Source organism: Nesterenkonia sp., from assembly GCF_029265375.1.
In the GTDB taxonomy this organism is placed as follows: Bacteria; Actinomycetota; Actinomycetes; order Actinomycetales; family Micrococcaceae; genus Nesterenkonia.
Map to the genome: position 1 here is coordinate 1 of NZ_JAJUJJ010000014.1, position 17426 is coordinate 17426.

Sequence of the window (17426 nt, forward strand, 5' to 3'; positions counted from 1 at the left end):
GGATTACCGCTCAGCGCGGGAAATCTGCCGGTGTCCCCGGTTCGGTGCCCAGTGAGGAGCGGGCCTCCAGCGCGTGGGTGAGGATCTCCACCGCGGCGGCCTGGTCGATGCTGGGCCGCTGGTCCTTCGCGGCCACTCCGGCTGACCGCATCTTCGCCGAAGCTGAGACCGTGGTCAGCCGCTCGTCGATCAGCCGAACCTGCGCATCGATGCCCCGCTCGCTCAGATCGGCGGCAAGTTCCGATGCGTAGTCCCGCGCCTTCTGGGTGGAGGCGGTCTCCGCGCCGGAGAGTGACAGCGGCAGACCCACGTAGATCACCCGGGCGGCCCGGTCGGCGGCGATGGTGCCCAGCATCCGGATGTCTGAGGACCGGTTGGGGTCTCTGCGCAGGGTCATCACCGGGGTGGCGATCAGCGCATCGGGGTCGGAGGCGGCCAGGCCCACCCGCGTGTCACCGACGTCCACCGCAAGCCGGACTCCGGCCCGCTGCTGCGCTGCGGCCATGGCTCAGCCCCGGGAGCGCACGGCTGCGACGACCTGCCGCAGGGCGTCGTCGATCGCGGAGACGTTCTGACCGCCGCCCTGGGCCAGGTCCGGCTTGCCGCCGCCTCCGCCGCCGAGGATTCCGCAGGCCCGCTTGACCAGCTCACCGGCGGAGAGCCCCGCCTCCCGGGCCGCCTCGGTGGTGCCGATGACGATGACCGGACGCCCCTTGGCCTCCCCGGCGGCCGCCACCACTGCGGCGCGGGAGCCGAAGCGGCCGCGAAGGTCCATCACCAGCTGGCGCAGATCGTCTCCGGCAGCTTCGCCAGCGTGATGGGTGAGCACCGAGACGCCGTCGGCGTCGACGGCCTCGTCCAGCAGCCGTGCCGCCTGGGCGCGCAGCTGCTCGGCCCGCAGCCGCTCCAGCTCGCGTTCGGTCTCCTTCAGCTTGGCCAGGGTGGCCGAGATCCGCTCCGGAACCTGGTCCGCTGGCACTTTGAGCATCTCTGTGAGCTGATTGACCAGGGTGCGCTCAGCGGCGAAGTGCTTGAAGGCATCCAGGCCGACCAGCGCCTCAACACGGCGGATGCCCGAGCCCACCGAGGCTTCGGACATCAGCGCCAGAGTGCCGATCTCTGCGGTGGCCTCCACGTGCGTGCCGCCGCAGAGTTCCCGGGACCACGGCCCGTTGAGCTCCACCACCCGCACCTGATCGCCGTACTTCTCGCCGAAGAGCATCATCGCGCCCATGGCCTTGGCCTCCTCCAGCGGCATCACCTTGGTCTCGACCGGGTGGTTGTCGCGGATGGCCAGATTGGAGATCTCCTCCAGCTCCTGCCGCGCAGCGGGGGAGAGGGCGTCGTCGTGGGTGAAGTCGAAGCGGAGGTAGCCCTCCTTGTTGAAGGACCCGGCCTGCACCGCCTCGGGGCCGAGCACATCGTGCAGCGCAGCGTGGATGATGTGCGTGGCGGTGTGGGCCTTCTGCGCGTCGAGGCGGCGCCGCACATCGATAGTGGCCACGGCGGCAGCGCCGACGGCGACCTCGCCCTCGACCACGGTGGCTTGGTGGACCGTCAGCCCACCGATGGGGGACTGGACGTCGCGGACCTCGAGGGTGAAGCCGTCACCGGTGATCCGTCCAGTGTCCGGGGCCTGACCGCCTGCTTCGGCGTAGAAGGGCGTCTCGTCCAGCACCACTTCGATGCTTTCTCCGGCACGGGCGCTGGTGCGGTATTCGCCGTCGGCGAGGATGCCGCGGATATGCGATTCAGTGGTGTGCTCGGTGTACCCGGTGAAGTGGGTGGGCTTTCCGTCCAGCAGACGCCGGTACTGCTCGGTGTCTGCGTGACCGGACTTTTTGGCCCGGGCATCGGCCTGAGCACGCTCGCGCTGCTCGGCCATCAGGCGGGTGAAGGTTTCGCGGTCCACTGTGACCCCGGCTTCCTCGGCCATCTCCAGGGTCAGGTCGATGGGGAAGCCGTAGGTGTCGTGCAGGGCGAAGGCGTCGTCGCCGGCCAGCGGGGCTCCGGACTTCTTGGCCGACTCCACCGCGGTCTGCAGCCGCTGGGTGCCGGCGGCGATGGTGCGCAGGAACGCCTGCTCCTCCCGCTGGGCTGCGGCGAGGATGGTCTCGAACTTCTCGGCGACTTCGGGGTAGACCCCCCGCATCGCCTCCTTGGAGACGCTGAGCAGGTCGCCGAAGACCGGCTTCTCCACGCCGAGCAGGCGCATGCCCAGAATCACGCGGCGGATCAGGCGCCGCAGAATGTAGCCTCCACCTTCGTTGGAGGGCCGGACGCCGTCGCTGATGAGCATCAGGGCGCTGCGCGTGTGGTCGGCGATCATGCGCAGCCGCACGTCGGTGCTGTGGTGCGGATCGGCCGGGTCCTCCGTGGAGGTGTAGGTGACTGACGCCAGCTCGGCGGCGCGGTCCAGCACCGGACGGACCTGGTCGGTCTCGTACATGTTCTCCACGCCCTGCAGGATCATCGCCAGCCGCTCCAGGCCCAGGCCGGTGTCGATGTTCTTGTTCTGCAGCGGGCCGGCGATCTCAAATTCGGTCTTGGAGTGCACTGCGGAGAGCCGGTCCTGCATGAAGACCAGGTTCCAGATCTCCACGTAGCGGTTCTCGTCCACCGCGGGGCCGCCTTCGGCGCCGTAGGCGGGGCCGCGGTCGTAGTAGATCTCGGAGCAGGGCCCGCCGGGTCCGGGCTGGCCGGTGGACCAGTAGTTGTCCGCCCGGCCGGTGCCGATCACCCGTTCGTGGGGCACACCCACGGTCTCTTCCCAGATCCGCCGGGCTTCGTCGTCGCGCTCGTCGCCGTCCTCATACACTGTGATCCACAGCCGGTCCGGGTCCAGGCCGAAGCCGCGCACGCCGGTGTCGGGATCGCCCTCCACCGGTGAGGTCAGCAGCTCCCAGGCCATCGGGATGGCCTGCTCCTTGAAGTAGTCTCCGAAGCTGAAGTTGCCGCACATCTGGAAGAACGTGCCGTGGCGGGCGGTCTTGCCGACCTCCTCGATGTCCTCGGTGCGGATGCACTTCTGCACCGACACCGCGCGCCGGTAGGGGGGAGTCTCCACCCCGGTGAAGTAGGGGATGAAGGGGACCATGCCGGCCACGGTGAACAGCAGGGAGGGGTCTGGGGAGACCAGCGAGGCCGAAGGGACTTGGGTGTGCCCCTTGGCGGTGAAGTAGTCATACCAGGTCCGGGTGATCTCCTGAGACTTCATCTGCTGTGATCTCTCCTGCGGGTCAGAGGAACGACGACGGCGCCAGACGCGCCCGGTCAAGTTTACGTGGAAAGCAAAGCGCCCGCCGCCTCCCCAGCGGGACGCGACGGGCCTTGCGCTGCCACCGCCCGTCATCGGGCGGGAAGCAGACTCAGCGTGCGTAGTACTCGACGACCAGCTGCTCTTCGCAGGTGACCGGGACCTCAGCGCGCTCGGGCTTGCGGGTCAGGGTGGCCTGCAGCTTGTCGATCTCCACGTTCAGGTAGCCCGGGACGTCCGGCAGGACCTCCTGGTGGGCGCCGGCTGCGGCGATCTGGAAGGGCTCGAACTTCTCGCTGCGCTCGTGCACGTGGATCATCTGGCCCGGCTTCACGCGGAAGGAGGGACGGTCCACCCGCTTGCCGTTGACCATGATGTGGCGGTGCACCACGAACTGGCGGGCCTGGGCGATGGTCCGGGCGAAGCCGGCGCGCAGCACCAGGGCGTCCAGGCGGGATTCGAGCAGCTCGATGAGGTTCTCACCGGTCAGGCCCTCGCTCATCCGCTTGGCTTCCTCGTAGTAGCGGACCATCTGGGCCTCGCGGATGCCGTACTGGGCGCGCAGACGCTGCTTCTCGCGCAGCCGGACTGCGTAGTCGGAGTCGGTGCGGCGGCGGGTGCGGCCGTGCTGGCCGGGGCCGTAGGGACGGCGGTCCAGGTACTTCTGGGCCTTCGGGGTCAGTGCGACGCCGAGGGCGCGCGAGGCCTTGACCGTGCGGCGGCCGCGCAGGGGGGTGGTGGGCATATCAGTGCCTTTCTTCTTCGGTCGGCATCGGGTTTATGGCTGTCCGCGGCACAGAGCCGGCGGGATGCGCCTGCTCAACGGACAGTGTCCTGGCCTCCGTGATCCATTCTCCGGAGAGCCCACGCTGCCGAGTGCGTGGTGACTGCGGCACCGGTGCGGGCGCACGCCGATCCCTTTGGTGAAACCTCGGGGATCATGTGCACAGGATCTGCAGATGCACCGGTCCTGCCAGACAGCAGACCAGTCTACCAGAGGCGGCGGTTCAGCCGCGCAGAGCTTTCCGGTCGGGGCGGGCCCGGTAGGGGTCCACGCCCTTGGGGATGGGGGGACGGGCGATCGGCAGTGCGGAGAGCCGGCGCTCGACTTCGTGGACTTCGTGCTTGGTGAGCTTCTTGTCCAGCTTCTTGATGTGCTTGGTCAGCTGCGGCAGTGGGACCTGCTCCTTGCCGCGGCCCGACTGCACCACCCGGATGGGCACTTCATCGCGCAGCACCGGCTTGAGCCGCTTGCGGGTCTTCTCCACCATCTTCTTCACCCGGCCGGAGGGACCTTCGGTGACCAGGATGACGCCTGGCTTGCCCACCACGCGGAAGACGGCGTCCTGGGTCTTGGGGTCCATAGCCACCGGCTCCTCGGTGACGACCCATCCGCGGCGCAGGGTGTTCAGTGCGGCGGCCGCCGCTCCGGGGCGGCCCTCGATGCGGGCGAACGCGGCCCGTTCTGCGCGCCGGTTCATCACCACCATGGCGGCCAGCAGCGCGCAGGGCAGGCCCATCAGCAGGCCGGTCACCCAGTTCAGCAGCAGGGTCACGATGACGAACACCACCGCGAAGGCCACCAGCGCGGCCAGCAGCATCCACCACACGATGTTGGGGTCGTGGGCGCGGGTCATGCTGAAGACCTGCTTGATGCGGGAGAAGATGCCTTCTCCCTGGGCCTTCTTGGCCTTCTTGGCGGCCTTGCGCTGCTGCTTCTGCAGCTTCTGCTGTTCGCGGAGCTTCTTCAGCTCGGCCTTTGCCTGCTGCTTCGAGGTGATCTGGGAGTCTGCCATGATGCCCCCAGTCTACCGGGTCTTGAAGCATCTGAAGCCTCAGGTGTCACGGCCTCGGCGCACCGAAGGGGAGCATCCTGGACCTGTGGAGGGCCGCGCCGGCCGCCTCAGAAGCCGGCGGCGACCAGGGTGGAGGCCTCCTGCTTGGTCTGGCCGCTGGGTTCAATATGGGCCAGCTCGGCGGGGATCTGCCAGCCCTTCTTCTGCATTGCTTTGGCCCACAGCGAGCCGGCCCGGTAGGAGGAGCGCACCAGGGGTCCGGACATCACCCCGAGGAAGCCGATCTCCTCGGCCTCCTGGGAGATCTCCATGAACTCCTGGGGCTTGACCCACCGGTCCACCGGCAGGTGCCGCGGGGTGGGGCGCAGGTACTGGGTGATGGTGAGCAGGTCGCAGCCGGCCTCGTGCAGGTCGCGCAGCGCTTCGGAGATCTCCTCGCGGGTCTCGCCCATGCCCAGGATCAGGTTGGACTTGGTGATCATGCCGTGCCGGCGGCCCTGGGTGAGCACGTCCAGCGAGCGTTCGTAGCGGAAGGCCGGCCTGATGCGGCGGAAGATGCGGGGCACAGTCTCCACATTGTGGGCGAAGACCTCGGGCTTGGCCGCGCAGATGCCGGCGATGTTCTCCTCTTTGCCGGAGAAGTCCGGGATCAGGATCTCCACACCGGTGCCGGGGTTCAGCTCGTGGATCTTGCGGATGGTCTCCGCGTAGAGCCAGACGCCTTCATCGGGCAGGTCGTCGCGGGCCACACCAGTGACGGTGGCGTAGCGCAGCTGCATCTCGCGCACCGACTCGGCCACCTGCAGCGGCTCAGCCTCGTCCAGCGGCGCCGGGCGTCCGGTGTCGATCTCGCAGAAGTCGCAGCGCCGGGTGCAGGCGGAGCCCCCGATGAGGAAGGTCGCCTCCCGGTCCTCCCAGCATTCAAAGATGTTCGGGCAGCCCGCTTCTTCGCAGACCGTGTGCAGGCCCTTGGACCCCACACGCTTCTTCATCTCTGCGAACTCGGGGCCCATCTTGACCTTGGTGCGCATCCATTCCGGCTTGCGCTCCACCGGCACTGCGGCGTTCTTGGCCTCCACGCGCAGCATCCGCCGGCCCTCCGGGGCCACCGAGGTGCTCCGGCTTCCTCCGCCGCCGCAGCCTGCTCCGGCCGCGGTCCGCACTGCCTGTTCCGTCATCCAAGGGCACCTTTCTTCGACTCAGAATTCGTGCAGGCCACTGAGGCTGCCTCACCGGGGTGGGCGCCTGCGCGCTCTTCGGTGCTGATGAAGCGCGGCAGGGCGCTCATCAGCTGCTGCTCAATACTCTCGACGACGTCGGCGGGGGTGACCTGCCGTCCCAGCTCGGAAGAGATGCTGGTGGTCCCGGCGTCGGCGATGCCGCAGGGAATGATGTTGGCGAAAGGGCCGAGGTCGTTCGAGCAGTTCAGGGCAAACCCGTGGGTGGTCACCGACTGGTGGACCCGGATCCCCACGGCGGCGATCTTATGGTGCACCGGACGGTCTGTGAGCCAGACGCCGGAGCGGCCCTCCACCCGTTCGGCGGTGATCCCGTAGTCCTGCTGCAGCACGGAGATGATCGCCCCCTCCAGGGCGCAGACGTAGTCCTTGACCAGCGCGCGGTCCTGCAGCTTCAGGATGGGGTAGCCCACCAGCTGTCCACGCCCGTGCCAGGTGATCTTTCCTCCGCGGTCGACGTCGACCACTTCCGTACCGTCCTGGGGCCTGTCCTGCGGTTCGGTGCGCTTGCCGGCGGTATAGACATCAGCGTGCTCCAGGAGCAGCAGAGTGGAGCCGGTCTCGCCGCGCAGCACCTGCTGGTGGAGCTCACGCTGCAGCGCCAGCGCCTCGGAGTAGTCGACCAGGTCGGGGTCGAACCCGAGGCGGCGGGTGGAAAGACTCATAGCACTACCCTACGCCTGATCGCAGCGGTCTCCGGCACCTGTGTCATCGGCGGTCACGGCCGCCACACCCTCCCGGTCACGGCCTGTGGATAACGTCTGCAGACTCGGCTGAACGGCGGCATGCTTATCACATGCTGGTCCATACATCGTCCTGGCATACAGGTTCTGGCCCGACGGCGAGCGGGGCTGCTCTGGCCGCCCCGCCCCAGGTGGACTCTCTGGTCCCGCTGAAGCTGCTGGGCGTCGGCGGCCGGTCGGCAGTGTGGCTGGTGGAACGCACCGGCCAGCGCAGCAGCAGCGTCACCTGGGTCACCGGCGGTGACGCGCCGCCGGTTCAGCTGGCACTGAAGGTTCCGCTTCAGGCTCCACGGACCGCACCCAGTCTGCGCAGCGGAGTGCAGGAGCTGCAGGCGATGCTGCCACTGATCCATGAGCATCTGGTCCGGCCCTGGGGCCTGGTCACCACCGAGAACGGACCGGGACTGCTGATGGATGCCTATCCGGCAGGTTCGCTGGCGCGTCTGCTGCGCTCCGGCCATCGGCTCAGCCCGGGGGAGGTGGTGACTGTCTTCTCTCCGGTGGCCGCCGCCTTGGAGCATGTCCACGCTCACGGGGCTTCCCACGGCGACGTGAGCACCGCCAATATTCTGCTCAGCAGCGAGGGCAGACCCGTGCTGGCGGATCTGGGCGATGCGGCTCTGCTCGGCATGGGGGCTTCGCAGGCTGCGCCGGAGGCCGATCTGGCCGCACTGGCAGCAGCAGCCTGGGAGGCGCTGACCGGACGAGCGCCGGAGGAGGGCAGCCGCCGGCCCCCGCTGGGCGCGGTGCGCAGTGATGTCCCGGCTGCCATGGTGGATCTGCTCGAGGAGGCGCTGAGTCCCTCCCCGCCGGGCCTGAGCGCCGGCCAGTTTGCGGTGGAGCTCTACGACGCCGCAGCGGCTCATCCGGTGGATCTGACCGATCATGTCGACGACGAGACCCTTGCCGAGCTGCCCACCCGGCTGCCGGCCTCGCCCGCACCGGGCCGGTTCTCTGCCGCGCTGGCGCGGCTGCGCAGACGACTGTGGGGACCCGCCCTACGGCGAGTCCCCACAGTCGGTCGATTCCGGCGGAGGCGTCAGAGACCCAGCTGAGCCTCGAAGCTGCCCTCCTCCAGCCGCGTCTTCAGAGTCTGAAGGAAGCGGCCGGCGTCGGCGCCGTCGACGATCCGGTGATCGTAGGTCAGCGACAGGTACATCATGTGCCGGATGCCGATGCTCTCGTTGCCTTCGTCGTCGGTGACGACCATGGGCCGCTTGACGATCGAGCCCGGCCCCAGGATGGCCACCTGCGGCTGGTTGATGATCGGGGTGTCGAACAGGGCGCCGAAGGAGCCCAGATTGGTGATGGTGAAGGTCCCTCCGGAGAGCTCGTCGGGCCCGATCTTGTTGCTTCGGGTCCGCGCAGCCACATCGGCGATCTTCTTCGCCATCCCCGCCAGGGAGAGGTCACCGGCATCGGAGATGACCGGCACCATCAGGCCCTTTTCCGTGTCCACGGCGAAGCTGAGGTGCTCGGCGTCGTGGTAGGTGATCTGCTGGCTCTCCTGGTCGTACTCCGCGTTGAGCACCGGGTGCTGCTTCAGCGCCTCGGTGACGGCCACCGCGATGAACGCCAGGTAGGTCAGGTTGGCCCCGTTCTGCTCCTTGAACGCCTGCTTGGCCTTCTGCCGCAGGTTCACGATCCGGGTCATGTCGACCTCGTGGACCTGGGTGAGCTGGGCGGAGATCTCCAGGGATTCGTTCATCCGCTGGGCGATGACCTGGCGGATGCGCGAGGCCTTCTCCGTGGTGCCGCGCTTGGTGGTGTCCGCCTGGACTTCGGGTGCTGCGGCCTTCTGGGCTCCGGCGGGTGCAGAGCTCTTCTGCTCCTTCGCGGCCTGAAGCACATCCTGCTTGCGGATGCGCCCGCCCACACCGGTGCCCTTCACTGAGGAGAGGTCGATGCCCTCCTTCTTGGCCAGCCGGCGCACCAGGGGAGTGACGTACCCTTCGGCAGAGGTGTCCTCCTGTGCGGGCTCCTGCTGCGGCTTCTCCGCGGGCTTCTCGGCAGGCTTGTCCTGCTTCTGATCCTCCGCAGGCTCCTGCTGCTCGGCCTGCTCCGGTTCGGTCTCGGCCTCCGGCTCGGGCTCGGATGCTTCCTCGGCCTCTTCGGTGGGCTCCTGCGTCTGGGCGCCGGCGCCTCCGCCGGAGCCGATGAGTGCCAGCACGGCGCCGACCTCAACGGTCTCGTCCTCGCTAACCTTCAGCTCCTGCACTGTGCCGGCCACCGGAGAGGGGACCTCAGTGTCGACTTTGTCGGTGGAGACCTCCAGCAGGGGCTGGTCGACCTCAACCTCGTCGCCGACCTCCACCAGCCAGCGGGTCACCGTACCTTCGGTGACCGACTCGCCCAGAGCCGGCAGCGTGACCACCTCGGCGTCGCCGCCGTCGGTGTCCCCGGCCGGGCTGCGCTCCTCGGCGGTCGCCTCACCTCCGCCGGACTCGCCTGCCGCCGGGGTGGGGGCCTCCTCCTCGGCCGCTTCCTCGGTGCTCTCGGGGGTCTCCGCCTCGGCGGCGGCCTCCTCGGCCTCCTCCGGTTCGGCGTCCTGGGAGTCCTGGTCGCCGGCGTCGGAATCCTCGGATCCGGAGCTGGAGCCGCCGTCGCCGATCTTCACCAGCGGGGCGCCGACTTCGACAGTCTCGTCCTCAGCGACGAGCTGCTCCTCGACCACACCCGCCACCGGGGAGGGAACCTCGGTGTCGACCTTGTCGGTGGAGACCTCCACGATGGGCTGGTCGACCTCCACCTCCTCTCCGACCTCAACGAGCCAGCGGGTGACAGTGCCTTCGGTGACCGATTCACCGAGTGCGGGAAGGTTGACAGTCTCAGACATGATGTCCGGCTCCTACTCCTGATTCGTGGTGCCTGAAAAGTTCTGCGGCACGTCTCATCCGTGCAGCGGGTGTCCGAAGAGCGCCATAGCGGCCTCGCCCAGCGCCTCATTCTGGGTCGGATGGGCGTGGACCAGGGTGGCCACGTCCTCCGGGTAGGCCTCCCAGTTGACGATCAGCTGAGCCTCGCCGATCTGCTCGCCGATGCGGGTGCCGATGCCGTGGACGCCCACGATCGGCCCGTCCTTGACCCCGACCATCTTGATGATGCCTCCGGTGCCCAGGATCGACGATTTGCCGTTTCCTGCCAGGTTGTACTCGGTGACCTCGATGTTCTCCTTGCCGAAGGTCTCCTCCGCCTTGGGCTGGGTGTAGCCCACGGACATGATCTCCGGCTCGCAGAAGGTGACCTTGGGGATGTTGATGTCCTCGACGATCATCGGGTTGTTGCCGACGATCTCCTCGGCCACGAAGATGCCCTGTTGGTATCCGCGGTGGGCCAGCTGCAGGCCGGGCACAATGTCCCCGACGGCGTAGATATTGCCCACGCCGGTGTGCAGCCGCTCATCGGTGATGACGAAGCCGCGGTCCAGGGTGATGCCCTGCTCCTCGAAGCCCAGGCCCTCGGTGACAGGTCCGCGTCCGACGGCAACCAGGCAGATCTCGGCCTCGAAGGTCTTGCCGTCCTCCAGGGTGACCTTCACGCCGTCGGCGGTCTCCTCCACATCTTTGAAGAAGGTGCCGGTGTTGAAGGTGATGCCGCGCTTCTTGAAGGACCGCTCCAGCTGCTTGATGATGGCCGGATCCTCATTGGGCACCAGGTTCGGCAGGCCCTCGATGATGGTGACCTCGGTGCCGTAGCTGGTCCAGGCGGATGCGAATTCGCAGCCGATGACGCCGCCGCCGAGCACAATGGCCGACTTGGGGGTGTAGTCCAGCTCCAGGGCCTCCGTGGAGGTGATGATCTTCTCCGACAGCGGCAGGCCGAAGGTCTTGGAGGTGGACCCGGTGGCCAGCACAATGTTCTTCGCGCTGTAGGTGGTGCCGCCCACCTCGACCTCGTTCTGCGAGACGAGCTTGCCCTCACCTTCGATGACCTGGACCTTGCGCATCTTCAGCAGACCGGTCAGACCCTTGTGCTTGCCGGCGACGATGCCGTCCTTGTACTCCTTGACCTTGGCCATGTCGACGCCCTCGAAGGTGGTCTTCACTCCGTACTTCTCGGAGGACCGGGCCTCGTCGGCCAGTTCGGCGGCGTGCAGGTAGGCCTTGGTGGGGATGCATCCGGTGTGCAGGCAGGTGCCGCCCAGCTTGGACTTCTCCACCAGTGCGACGCTGAGACCGTGCTGGACGCTCCGCAGGGCCGCTGCGTAGCCGGCGCTGCCGCCTCCCAGGACCAGGACGTCGAATTCTTCAGCCACGTGTCAGGCTCCTTTGTGATGAGACGTTTTGATGGGTTTCTCGGCGCTCAGACTATCAGCGGCCTCGCTGCTGGGTCAGGCCTTCCAGATAGGTCACCAGGGTCCTGACAGTGACTCCGGTGCCGCCCTTGGGGGTGTATCCGTAGGCGCCCTTCTCATTGAAGGCAGGGCCGGCGATGTCGATGTGCGCCCAGGGGATACGCTTGGCCTCCGGGTCAAGCGCCTTGGGGTCGGCTCCCTCGCGCTCCGGCACGAACTCCCGCAGGAAGGCCGCGGCATTGAGCATGCCGCCCTCGCGGGCTCCCAGGTTGGTCAGGTCGGCCACTTCAGAGTCGAAGCCGGAGCGGGCCTCCTCGGGGATAGGCATGCCCCAGTGGGACTCGCCGGCGTCCTGGGAGGCCTCCACCAGATCCTCGCGGAGATCCTCATTGCCCATCACACCCACGGTGCGCAGGCCGAGGGCGATCATCTGCGCGCCGGTGAGGGTGGCGACGTCGATGATCGCGTCCGGCTGCTCTTCGCCGGCGGCGACGATGCCGTCAGCCAGCACCAGCCGGCCCTCGGCGTCGGTGTTGAGCACCTCCACAGTCTTGCCGCCGTAGATGGTGATCACATCTTCGGGCCGCTGGGCGGTGTCGGAGGGCATGTTCTCCGCCAGGCAGAGCCATCCGGTGACCTTCACCGGCAGATCCAGCTCGGCCACAGCGCGCAGCACTCCGGCCACGGTGGCGGCTCCGGCCATGTCCAGCTTCATGGTGGTCATGGCGTTGGCCGGCTTCAGCGACAGCCCTCCGGAGTCGAAGGTGATGCCTTTGCCCACCAGCGAGATGTGCGCCACAGGCTTGGAGGGGGAGTGCTCGATGCGGACCAGACGCGGCTTGCGGGAGGACCCGCCGCCGACGCCGAGCAGTCCGCCGAAGCCCTCCTTGGCCAGCTGGGCCTCGTCCCACACCTTGACCTTCAGCTTGGTGCCCTTGGCCTGCTCCTTGACGATGTCGGCGAAGGACTCGGGGTAGAGGTGACTGGGGGGAGTGTTGACCAGGTCGCGCACCGCCCGGACCGCACCGGCCACCGTGGTCGCACGCTGCAGGGCCGCCTTGGTGTGCTTGTCCTTCAGCGGGGTCAGCACAGAGATCTCGGCCACCGGCGTCTTCTTCTTAGCCTCTTCGCTGCTCTTGAAGTGCGGGAAGCTGTAGGCCCCCATGGCTGCGCCCTCAGCCACTGCGGATACCTGCTCCACAGTCGCCGCCGGCAGCGCCAGGGCCACCGAGGAGGCTGAGCCGAGCTGGCGCACCGCAGAGCCGGCGGCGCGGCGCAGCGCCTCAGCGGAGACCCCGCCGTCGGGCTCACCGGTGAGCTCTCCGGTGCCGATCAGCACCAGGGTTTCAGATTTGAACCCGTCCACGCCGGGCAGGCGCAGCAGCTGGTCGGCGGCCCCGCTGGCGCCCAATGCGCTCAGCGAATCGGCCACCCCCTTGGCGGCCTTGTCGGCCAGCGGGTTCGGCAGCAGGACCGGGCCCTCGGGCCCCTTGGCCACGCCGAGCACCAGGGCATCGGCGTCGACCTTTTCCACTGCGGAGGATACGGCTGTCACAGAAGGCGAGAATTCATTGATCACGCCTCCGATACTATCCATATCCGCGGCGGGAATGTGCGGATGGGGCACACTGTTGGACGAAGCAGCACCAGCCGTCCACACCAGGCAGAGAGGAGAGCCGCCGGTGACCGACCCTTTCGACCTTCTGCATATCTATGCCGAGGGCTCGCAGCACGCCGATTCCGGCGCCCCGGCCACTGGGGCGGAGCTCGTGCTGCACGGCGAGGATTCCCCGGGAGGCCCGCAGATGCCCATGGTCGTCTCCATCGCAGGGCATACCGACGCCGGCTCGCTGAGCGAGCAGCTGGCAGAGTCGCTGCTGGGGAGGCTTCCGAATAAGCGGCTGGCCAGCTTCGACGTCGACGAGCTGTTCGACTACCGGTCCCGGCGTCCGCACCTGACGTTCACCGACAACCGGTTCACCGACTATCAGGGGCCCCAGCTGAACCTCTTCGAGGTCCGCGACGCCATGGACCGGCCGTTCCTGCTGCTCACCGGTGATGAGCCGGACTTCCAGTGGGAGCGGGTGACCGACACCGTGCTGCGTCTGGTGGAGCAGATGGATGTCTCCCTGGTGGTGCTGGTGGACGCCCTGGGACTGCCGACCCCGCATACCCGCCCGATCGGTGTGACGGCCCACGGCAACCGGAAGGACCTGATCGAGGGGATCTCCACCTGGTCCCCGAATGCGCAGATCGAAGCAGGGCTGTCCCAGATGCTGGAGCTGAGGGCCGATGCGGCCGGCCGCGATGTGGTCGGCTACACCCTGCATGTGCCGCACTATCTGGCCGCCGGCAAATACCCCCAGGTAGCGGTGGCAGCCCTGGAGTACACCGGGGCGGCCTGCGAGCTGATGCTTCCCACTGATGAGCTGCGCGAAGCGGCCCGGATGGTGGATGCTGATATCTCACGCCAGGTGGGTCAGAGCCCGGAGGTCACCCAGCTGGTCAAGCAGCTCGAGGCTAACTTCGACCAGTACGCCACTCCCGCGCAGCGCTCCCTGCTGGTGCGTGATGACAATGACCTTCCCGATGCGGAGGAGCTGGGGGCCGCCGTGGAGGAGTATCTGCGCAGCCAGCCGGAAGATGTCATCTTCGGTGTGGCCGAAGAGCAGGAGCAGGAGCCCACCGGCGGCGGGGCCGAAGACTCCGGGGCCGACCAGACCTCCCCGGAGGACGAGGACGACCGGCCGGAGGCTGAGGGCCGCTGAGCCTGCGCCGGGCGTGCTCAGGAGCCGTTTTCCCCACCGGCAGGACCGCAGGCGGACGCGCGCACCGGTCTCCACAGACCCCCGACGGGCCGGAAGCAGGCACTCCCACCAGGGTCACTGTGGGTCCATGGCTGATTCGCACACCCCGCTGTCCGAACCTGAGAAGACCCCAACGCTGAGCGTGGACGCACCGGGCGATGCCCTGGCTCTTGTCTGCCACAGCTTCGGACGGCTTCCGGAGGACTCCCTGGTGCTGATCGGACTGCTCGACGGCTGCACCGGAGGACATCTGCGCATGGACTTCAGCGCAGCGGCTGCGACCCCGGAGACATCGGCAGAGCAGGCCGCCGACTGGCTGGCCGGCCCCCAGGCGGCTCCGGCGCCTCAGGCAGTGATGGCGCTGGTCTTCACTGAGGAGAGGCCCAGTCCGGGGCCGCCGCCGGGCCAGCGTCTGATGCAGTCGATCACCGAGCACCTGGAGGGCCGGTACGCGGCTCCGCTGGTGCAGGCCTGGCTGGTAGGAGCAGGCTGCATCCGCGATTTCTGGTGCCGGGACCGGCGGTGCTGCCCCTACCCGGGGCTGGACGCTGAGCAGCTGCTGGCTGAGACTCTGCAGCGGGTGCCGCAGCTGTCCGGGCCCGGAGCCCCATCCGGCCGCCAGGTGCTCGATGCGTTTCTCACCGCGCAGGCGCCGCCGGAGGCGCCGACCGACGCCCAGGTGGCAGCGGCAGCCCAGGATGGCGGCCGCAGCGAACCGGAGGTTCTGCTGTCCCTGTGGGACATCGCCCTGCGTGAGACGGTCCGCGCCGCAGCGCCCGAGTGGGCTCAGCAGCCGCAGCGGCTTGCGGCGATGCTGGGCAGCCTCGCCAGTGACGACTTCGCCCAGGCCCTGCCGGTGCTGGCGGCCGAGGGACCGGAGACCGCGCTGGCCGGCCGGCTGGCGGTGAATCCGCACTCCGCCTACTCGGCTGCGATGGCCAAGCAGTGCGCCGCAGTGCTGTGCGGGGAGACCGGATCTGCTCCCGATTGGAGCCGCATTGAAGCGTTCGATGCCCTGCTGCAGCTGCTGATCAGCTACACCGCATCGGCGGCTGATCCCCGGCGGACCAATATGGTGTCCCTCAAGGCCTGGGTGGAGTGGGCCAAGGGCTGCGGCACTGCAGCCTCTGCGGCCGTGGAGCACTGCTTGAGGCACCAGCCCGAACACGGTATGGCCCGTTCCTTGGCCGCCGCATTCGAGCTCATCGGGCCCTGCGCCTGGGCACGGGTCAAGCAGCACAGCTACAGCTGGTGGCGCACCAGCACTCCAGCCGAGGCCCGCTAGGACAATGGTCCGAGCCGGATTCCGCGCAGTCCAAAGTTTTTTGCCGATGCGGGAATGACCGCACCGCTGCCGGCGTTAGCACCTCCACAAGACCCTGCAGCCCCAGTCAGGAGTATGCTCCGATCGGGGACTTGACAGGGTCATAGGCGTGTTGGCCACAGGGAAACGGGACAAGACCCGCCCGCAGGCTGGTGCGCAGCACCTAAGTATCGAGTCGGAAGGTCACCGTGCCCACTACTGCGTCGAAGTCCACAGCAGAGACTGCCGCCGAAGCAGAGGAGAAGCAGACAGCAGACAGCCGCTCAGCAACAGGCAGGACGAAGTCCGCAAAGACCAGGAGCACCTCGACGGCGACCAAGAAGTCCGCGGCAAAGAGCACCTCGAAGTCCACCGCTTCGAAGAAGTCCACCGCCGCCAAGAAGTCGACAGCGTCGAAGAAGTCCACGACGTCGACGAAGTCCACCGCCGCCACCGCGGCGAAGAAGACCGGAGGCCGGAAGAAGGCCACTGACGCCGTCGACGAGATCCTCGCCGAAGTGGATGAGGAGGAGGCTGAGTCCTCGCCCACCGAAGCCCTGGAGAATGCCGTGGCCAAGGCTGAGGACGAGGGTCAGGACGCCGAAGAGCTGATGTCCAAGGCCAAGTCCGGCGCCCTGGAGGAGGACGAGTCCGGCACCGGCCGCGGCTTCGTGATCTCCAACGCCGATGACGATGACGCGCCCGCCGTGCAGGTCGTCTCCGCCGGCGCCACCGCGGACCCGGTGAAGGACTACCTGAAGCAGATCGGCAAAGTTGCTCTGCTCAACGCCGAGCAGGAGGTCGACCTCGCCCTGCGGATCGAGGCCGGTCTCTACGCAGAGCACAAGCTGGCCAATGAGTCCATCCGGGACAAGCGGCTCAAGCGCGATCTGGAGCTCATCGTCGCCGACGGCAAGAAGGCCAAGAACCACCTGCTGGAGGCCAACCTCCGCCTGGTGGTCTCCCTGGCCAAGCGCTACACCGGTCGCGGCATGCTGTTCCTGGACCTCATCCAGGAGGGCAACCTGGGTCTGATCCGCGCGGTGGAGAAGTTCGACTACACCAAGGGATTCAAGTTCTCCACCTACGCCACGTGGTGGATCCGCCAGGCCATCACCCGCGCCATGGCTGACCAGGCCCGCACCATCCGCATTCCGGTGCACATGGTGGAGGTCATCAACAAGCTTGCCCGCGTCCAGCGGCAGATGCTGCAGGATCTGGGCCGCGAACCCACTCCGGAGGAGCTGGCCGCTGAGCTGGACATGACGCCGGAGAAGGTCGTGGAGGTCCAGAAGTACGGCCGCGAGCCGATCTCGCTGCACACCCCGCTGGGGGAGGACGGCGACAGCGAATTCGGCGACCTCATCGAGGACTCCGAGGCCGTGGTCCCCTCCGACGCAGTGAGCTTCACCCTGCTGCAGGAGCAGCTGCACTCGGTGCTGGACACCCTGGCTGAACGCGAGGCCGGGGTGGTGGCCATGCGCTTCGGCCTCACCGACGGCCAGCCGAAGACTCTCGACGAGATCGGCAAGGTCTATGGGGTGACCCGTGAGCGTATAAGGCAGATAGAGTCCAAGACCATGTCCAAGCTGCGCCATCCCAGCCGTTCCCAGGTGCTGCGCGACTACCTGGACTGAGGCGGATGAGCGTGCCGCGCGGCTCACGCTTCAGCGCGGCAGCTGAAACACAGGTCGAAGGACTAGCAGGATACGGTTCCTGAGACGACGAAGCCCCCGGATCGCAATCCGGGGGCTTCGTCGTGTCTGAGGGGGTCTTCAGCTGATGCGGGCCGACTCGTCGACCCATGCTGCCGCCTGCGGACGCAGCGTGGACTCCACTTCCCGTCCGTGGTGGTTGCAGAACAGCAGAGCGCCGCCGGAGGCGAGCTCGGCGCGGATGTATGCCTGGGCGCCGCAGCGGTCGCAGCGGTCCATGGCAGTCAGGGTGGCCTGTGCGTCCAGAGTGCCAGTAGTGCTGGTCATGCTCTTC

Annotated in this window: 14 protein-coding genes; 4 read left to right on the top strand and 10 right to left on the bottom strand. The window is 67.8% G+C overall.

Features of this window, described 5'->3' with window-relative positions; all coding sequences use genetic code 11:
* Window positions 1-10: 10 nt before the first annotated feature.
* The 6 genes from ruvX to lipB all read right to left on the bottom strand — a co-directional run bounded on the left by ruvX (window position 11) and on the right by lipB (window position 6955).
* On the bottom strand, window positions 11-505 hold the full coding sequence (ruvX, locus tag Q1K09_RS07235) for a Holliday junction resolvase RuvX (RefSeq protein WP_300344278.1): 495 nt from the start codon (window positions 503-505) through the stop codon (window positions 11-13).
* 3 nt (window positions 506-508) lie between these two features.
* On the bottom strand, window positions 509-3217 hold the full coding sequence (alaS, locus tag Q1K09_RS07240) for an alanine--tRNA ligase (RefSeq protein ID WP_300344279.1): 2709 nt from the start codon (window positions 3215-3217) through the stop codon (window positions 509-511).
* 151 nt (window positions 3218-3368) lie between these two features.
* Window positions 3369-4001, bottom strand: coding sequence for a 30S ribosomal protein S4 (gene rpsD, locus Q1K09_RS07245; RefSeq protein ID WP_300344280.1), 633 nt, complete (start codon window positions 3999-4001; stop codon window positions 3369-3371).
* 262 nt (window positions 4002-4263) lie between these two features.
* Window positions 4264-5052 (bottom strand): DUF4191 domain-containing protein, encoded by a 789-nt coding sequence (locus tag Q1K09_RS07250; RefSeq protein ID WP_300344281.1) that lies wholly within the window; start codon window positions 5050-5052, stop codon window positions 4264-4266.
* A gap of 107 nt (window positions 5053-5159) precedes the next feature.
* On the bottom strand, window positions 5160-6140 hold the full coding sequence (gene lipA, locus Q1K09_RS07255; protein ID WP_300344362.1) for a lipoyl synthase: 981 nt from the start codon (window positions 6138-6140) through the stop codon (window positions 5160-5162).
* A gap of 86 nt (window positions 6141-6226) precedes the next feature.
* Window positions 6227-6955 carry a lipoyl(octanoyl) transferase LipB gene (lipB, locus tag Q1K09_RS07260; protein WP_300344282.1) on the bottom strand — a complete coding sequence of 243 codons (729 nt, stop codon included), beginning with the start codon at window positions 6953-6955 and terminating at the stop codon, window positions 6227-6229.
* Between the two features lie 209 nt (window positions 6956-7164).
* On the opposite strand from lipB, the gene Q1K09_RS07265 reads away from it, so the two are divergent.
* Complete coding sequence (locus Q1K09_RS07265; protein ID WP_300344283.1) at window positions 7165-8088, top strand: protein kinase; 924 nt, start codon at window positions 7165-7167, stop codon at window positions 8086-8088.
* On the opposite strand, the gene sucB is transcribed toward Q1K09_RS07265, so the two are convergent.
* The 3 genes from sucB to Q1K09_RS07280 are packed head-to-tail and all read right to left on the bottom strand — an operon-like array spanning window position 8073 to window position 12924.
* The gene (gene sucB, locus Q1K09_RS07270; RefSeq protein WP_300344285.1) at window positions 8073-9869 is read right to left on the bottom strand and encodes a 2-oxoglutarate dehydrogenase, E2 component, dihydrolipoamide succinyltransferase; all 1797 of its coding nucleotides are present in this window, start codon (window positions 9867-9869) and stop codon (window positions 8073-8075) included. The two genes, Q1K09_RS07265 and sucB, sit on opposite strands and share 16 nt — an antisense overlap.
* A 54-nt stretch (window positions 9870-9923) precedes the next feature.
* Window positions 9924-11288, bottom strand: a complete 1365-nt coding sequence (gene lpdA, locus Q1K09_RS07275; protein ID WP_300344286.1) for a dihydrolipoyl dehydrogenase — start codon at window positions 11286-11288, stop codon at window positions 9924-9926.
* A 55-nt stretch (window positions 11289-11343) separates the two neighbouring features.
* On the bottom strand, window positions 11344-12924 hold the full coding sequence (locus Q1K09_RS07280) for a leucyl aminopeptidase (protein WP_300344287.1): 1581 nt from the start codon (window positions 12922-12924) through the stop codon (window positions 11344-11346).
* A gap of 85 nt (window positions 12925-13009) precedes the next feature.
* On the opposite strand from Q1K09_RS07280, the gene Q1K09_RS07285 reads away from it, so the two are divergent.
* From Q1K09_RS07285 to Q1K09_RS07295, 3 genes are all read left to right on the top strand, one after another.
* Complete coding sequence (locus Q1K09_RS07285) at window positions 13010-14095, top strand: PAC2 family protein (protein WP_300344288.1); 1086 nt, start codon at window positions 13010-13012, stop codon at window positions 14093-14095.
* Between the two features lie 127 nt (window positions 14096-14222).
* Window positions 14223-15419, top strand: coding sequence for a DUF4192 family protein (locus tag Q1K09_RS07290; RefSeq protein WP_300344289.1), 1197 nt, complete (start codon window positions 14223-14225; stop codon window positions 15417-15419).
* A gap of 227 nt (window positions 15420-15646) precedes the next feature.
* On the top strand, window positions 15647-17074 hold the full coding sequence (locus Q1K09_RS07295) for an RNA polymerase sigma factor (protein WP_300344291.1): 1428 nt from the start codon (window positions 15647-15649) through the stop codon (window positions 17072-17074).
* Window positions 17075-17212: 138 nt separating this feature from the next.
* On the opposite strand, the gene Q1K09_RS07300 is transcribed toward Q1K09_RS07295, so the two are convergent.
* Entirely contained in the window at window positions 17213-17419 is a 207-nt protein-coding gene (locus tag Q1K09_RS07300) for a hypothetical protein (protein ID WP_300344293.1), read from the bottom strand.
* Window positions 17420-17426: the final 7 nt, after the last annotated feature.

Excerpts from the sequence above, each read along its gene's own strand:
- Q1K09_RS07290 (WP_300344289.1), top strand. The coding sequence starts at position 14,223 with ATGGCTGATTCGCACACCCCGCTGTCCGAACCTGAGAAGACCCCAACG.
- Q1K09_RS07250 (WP_300344281.1), bottom strand. The coding sequence starts at position 5,052 with ATGGCAGACTCCCAGATCACCTCGAAGCAGCAGGCAAAGGCCGAGCTG.
- sucB (WP_300344285.1), bottom strand. The coding sequence starts at position 9,869 with ATGTCTGAGACTGTCAACCTTCCCGCACTCGGTGAATCGGTCACCGAA.
- alaS (WP_300344279.1), bottom strand. The coding sequence starts at position 3,217 with ATGAAGTCTCAGGAGATCACCCGGACCTGGTATGACTACTTCACCGCC.
- lipA (WP_300344362.1), bottom strand. The coding sequence starts at position 6,140 with ATGCTGCGCGTGGAGGCCAAGAACGCCGCAGTGCCGGTGGAGCGCAAG.
- ruvX (WP_300344278.1), bottom strand. The coding sequence starts at position 505 with ATGGCCGCAGCGCAGCAGCGGGCCGGAGTCCGGCTTGCGGTGGACGTC.
- lipB (WP_300344282.1), bottom strand. The coding sequence starts at position 6,955 with ATGAGTCTTTCCACCCGCCGCCTCGGGTTCGACCCCGACCTGGTCGAC.
- Q1K09_RS07300 (WP_300344293.1), bottom strand. The coding sequence starts at position 17,419 with ATGACCAGCACTACTGGCACTCTGGACGCACAGGCCACCCTGACTGCC.
- rpsD (WP_300344280.1), bottom strand. The coding sequence starts at position 4,001 with ATGCCCACCACCCCCCTGCGCGGCCGCCGCACGGTCAAGGCCTCGCGC.
- Q1K09_RS07280 (WP_300344287.1), bottom strand. The coding sequence starts at position 12,924 with ATGGATAGTATCGGAGGCGTGATCAATGAATTCTCGCCTTCTGTGACA.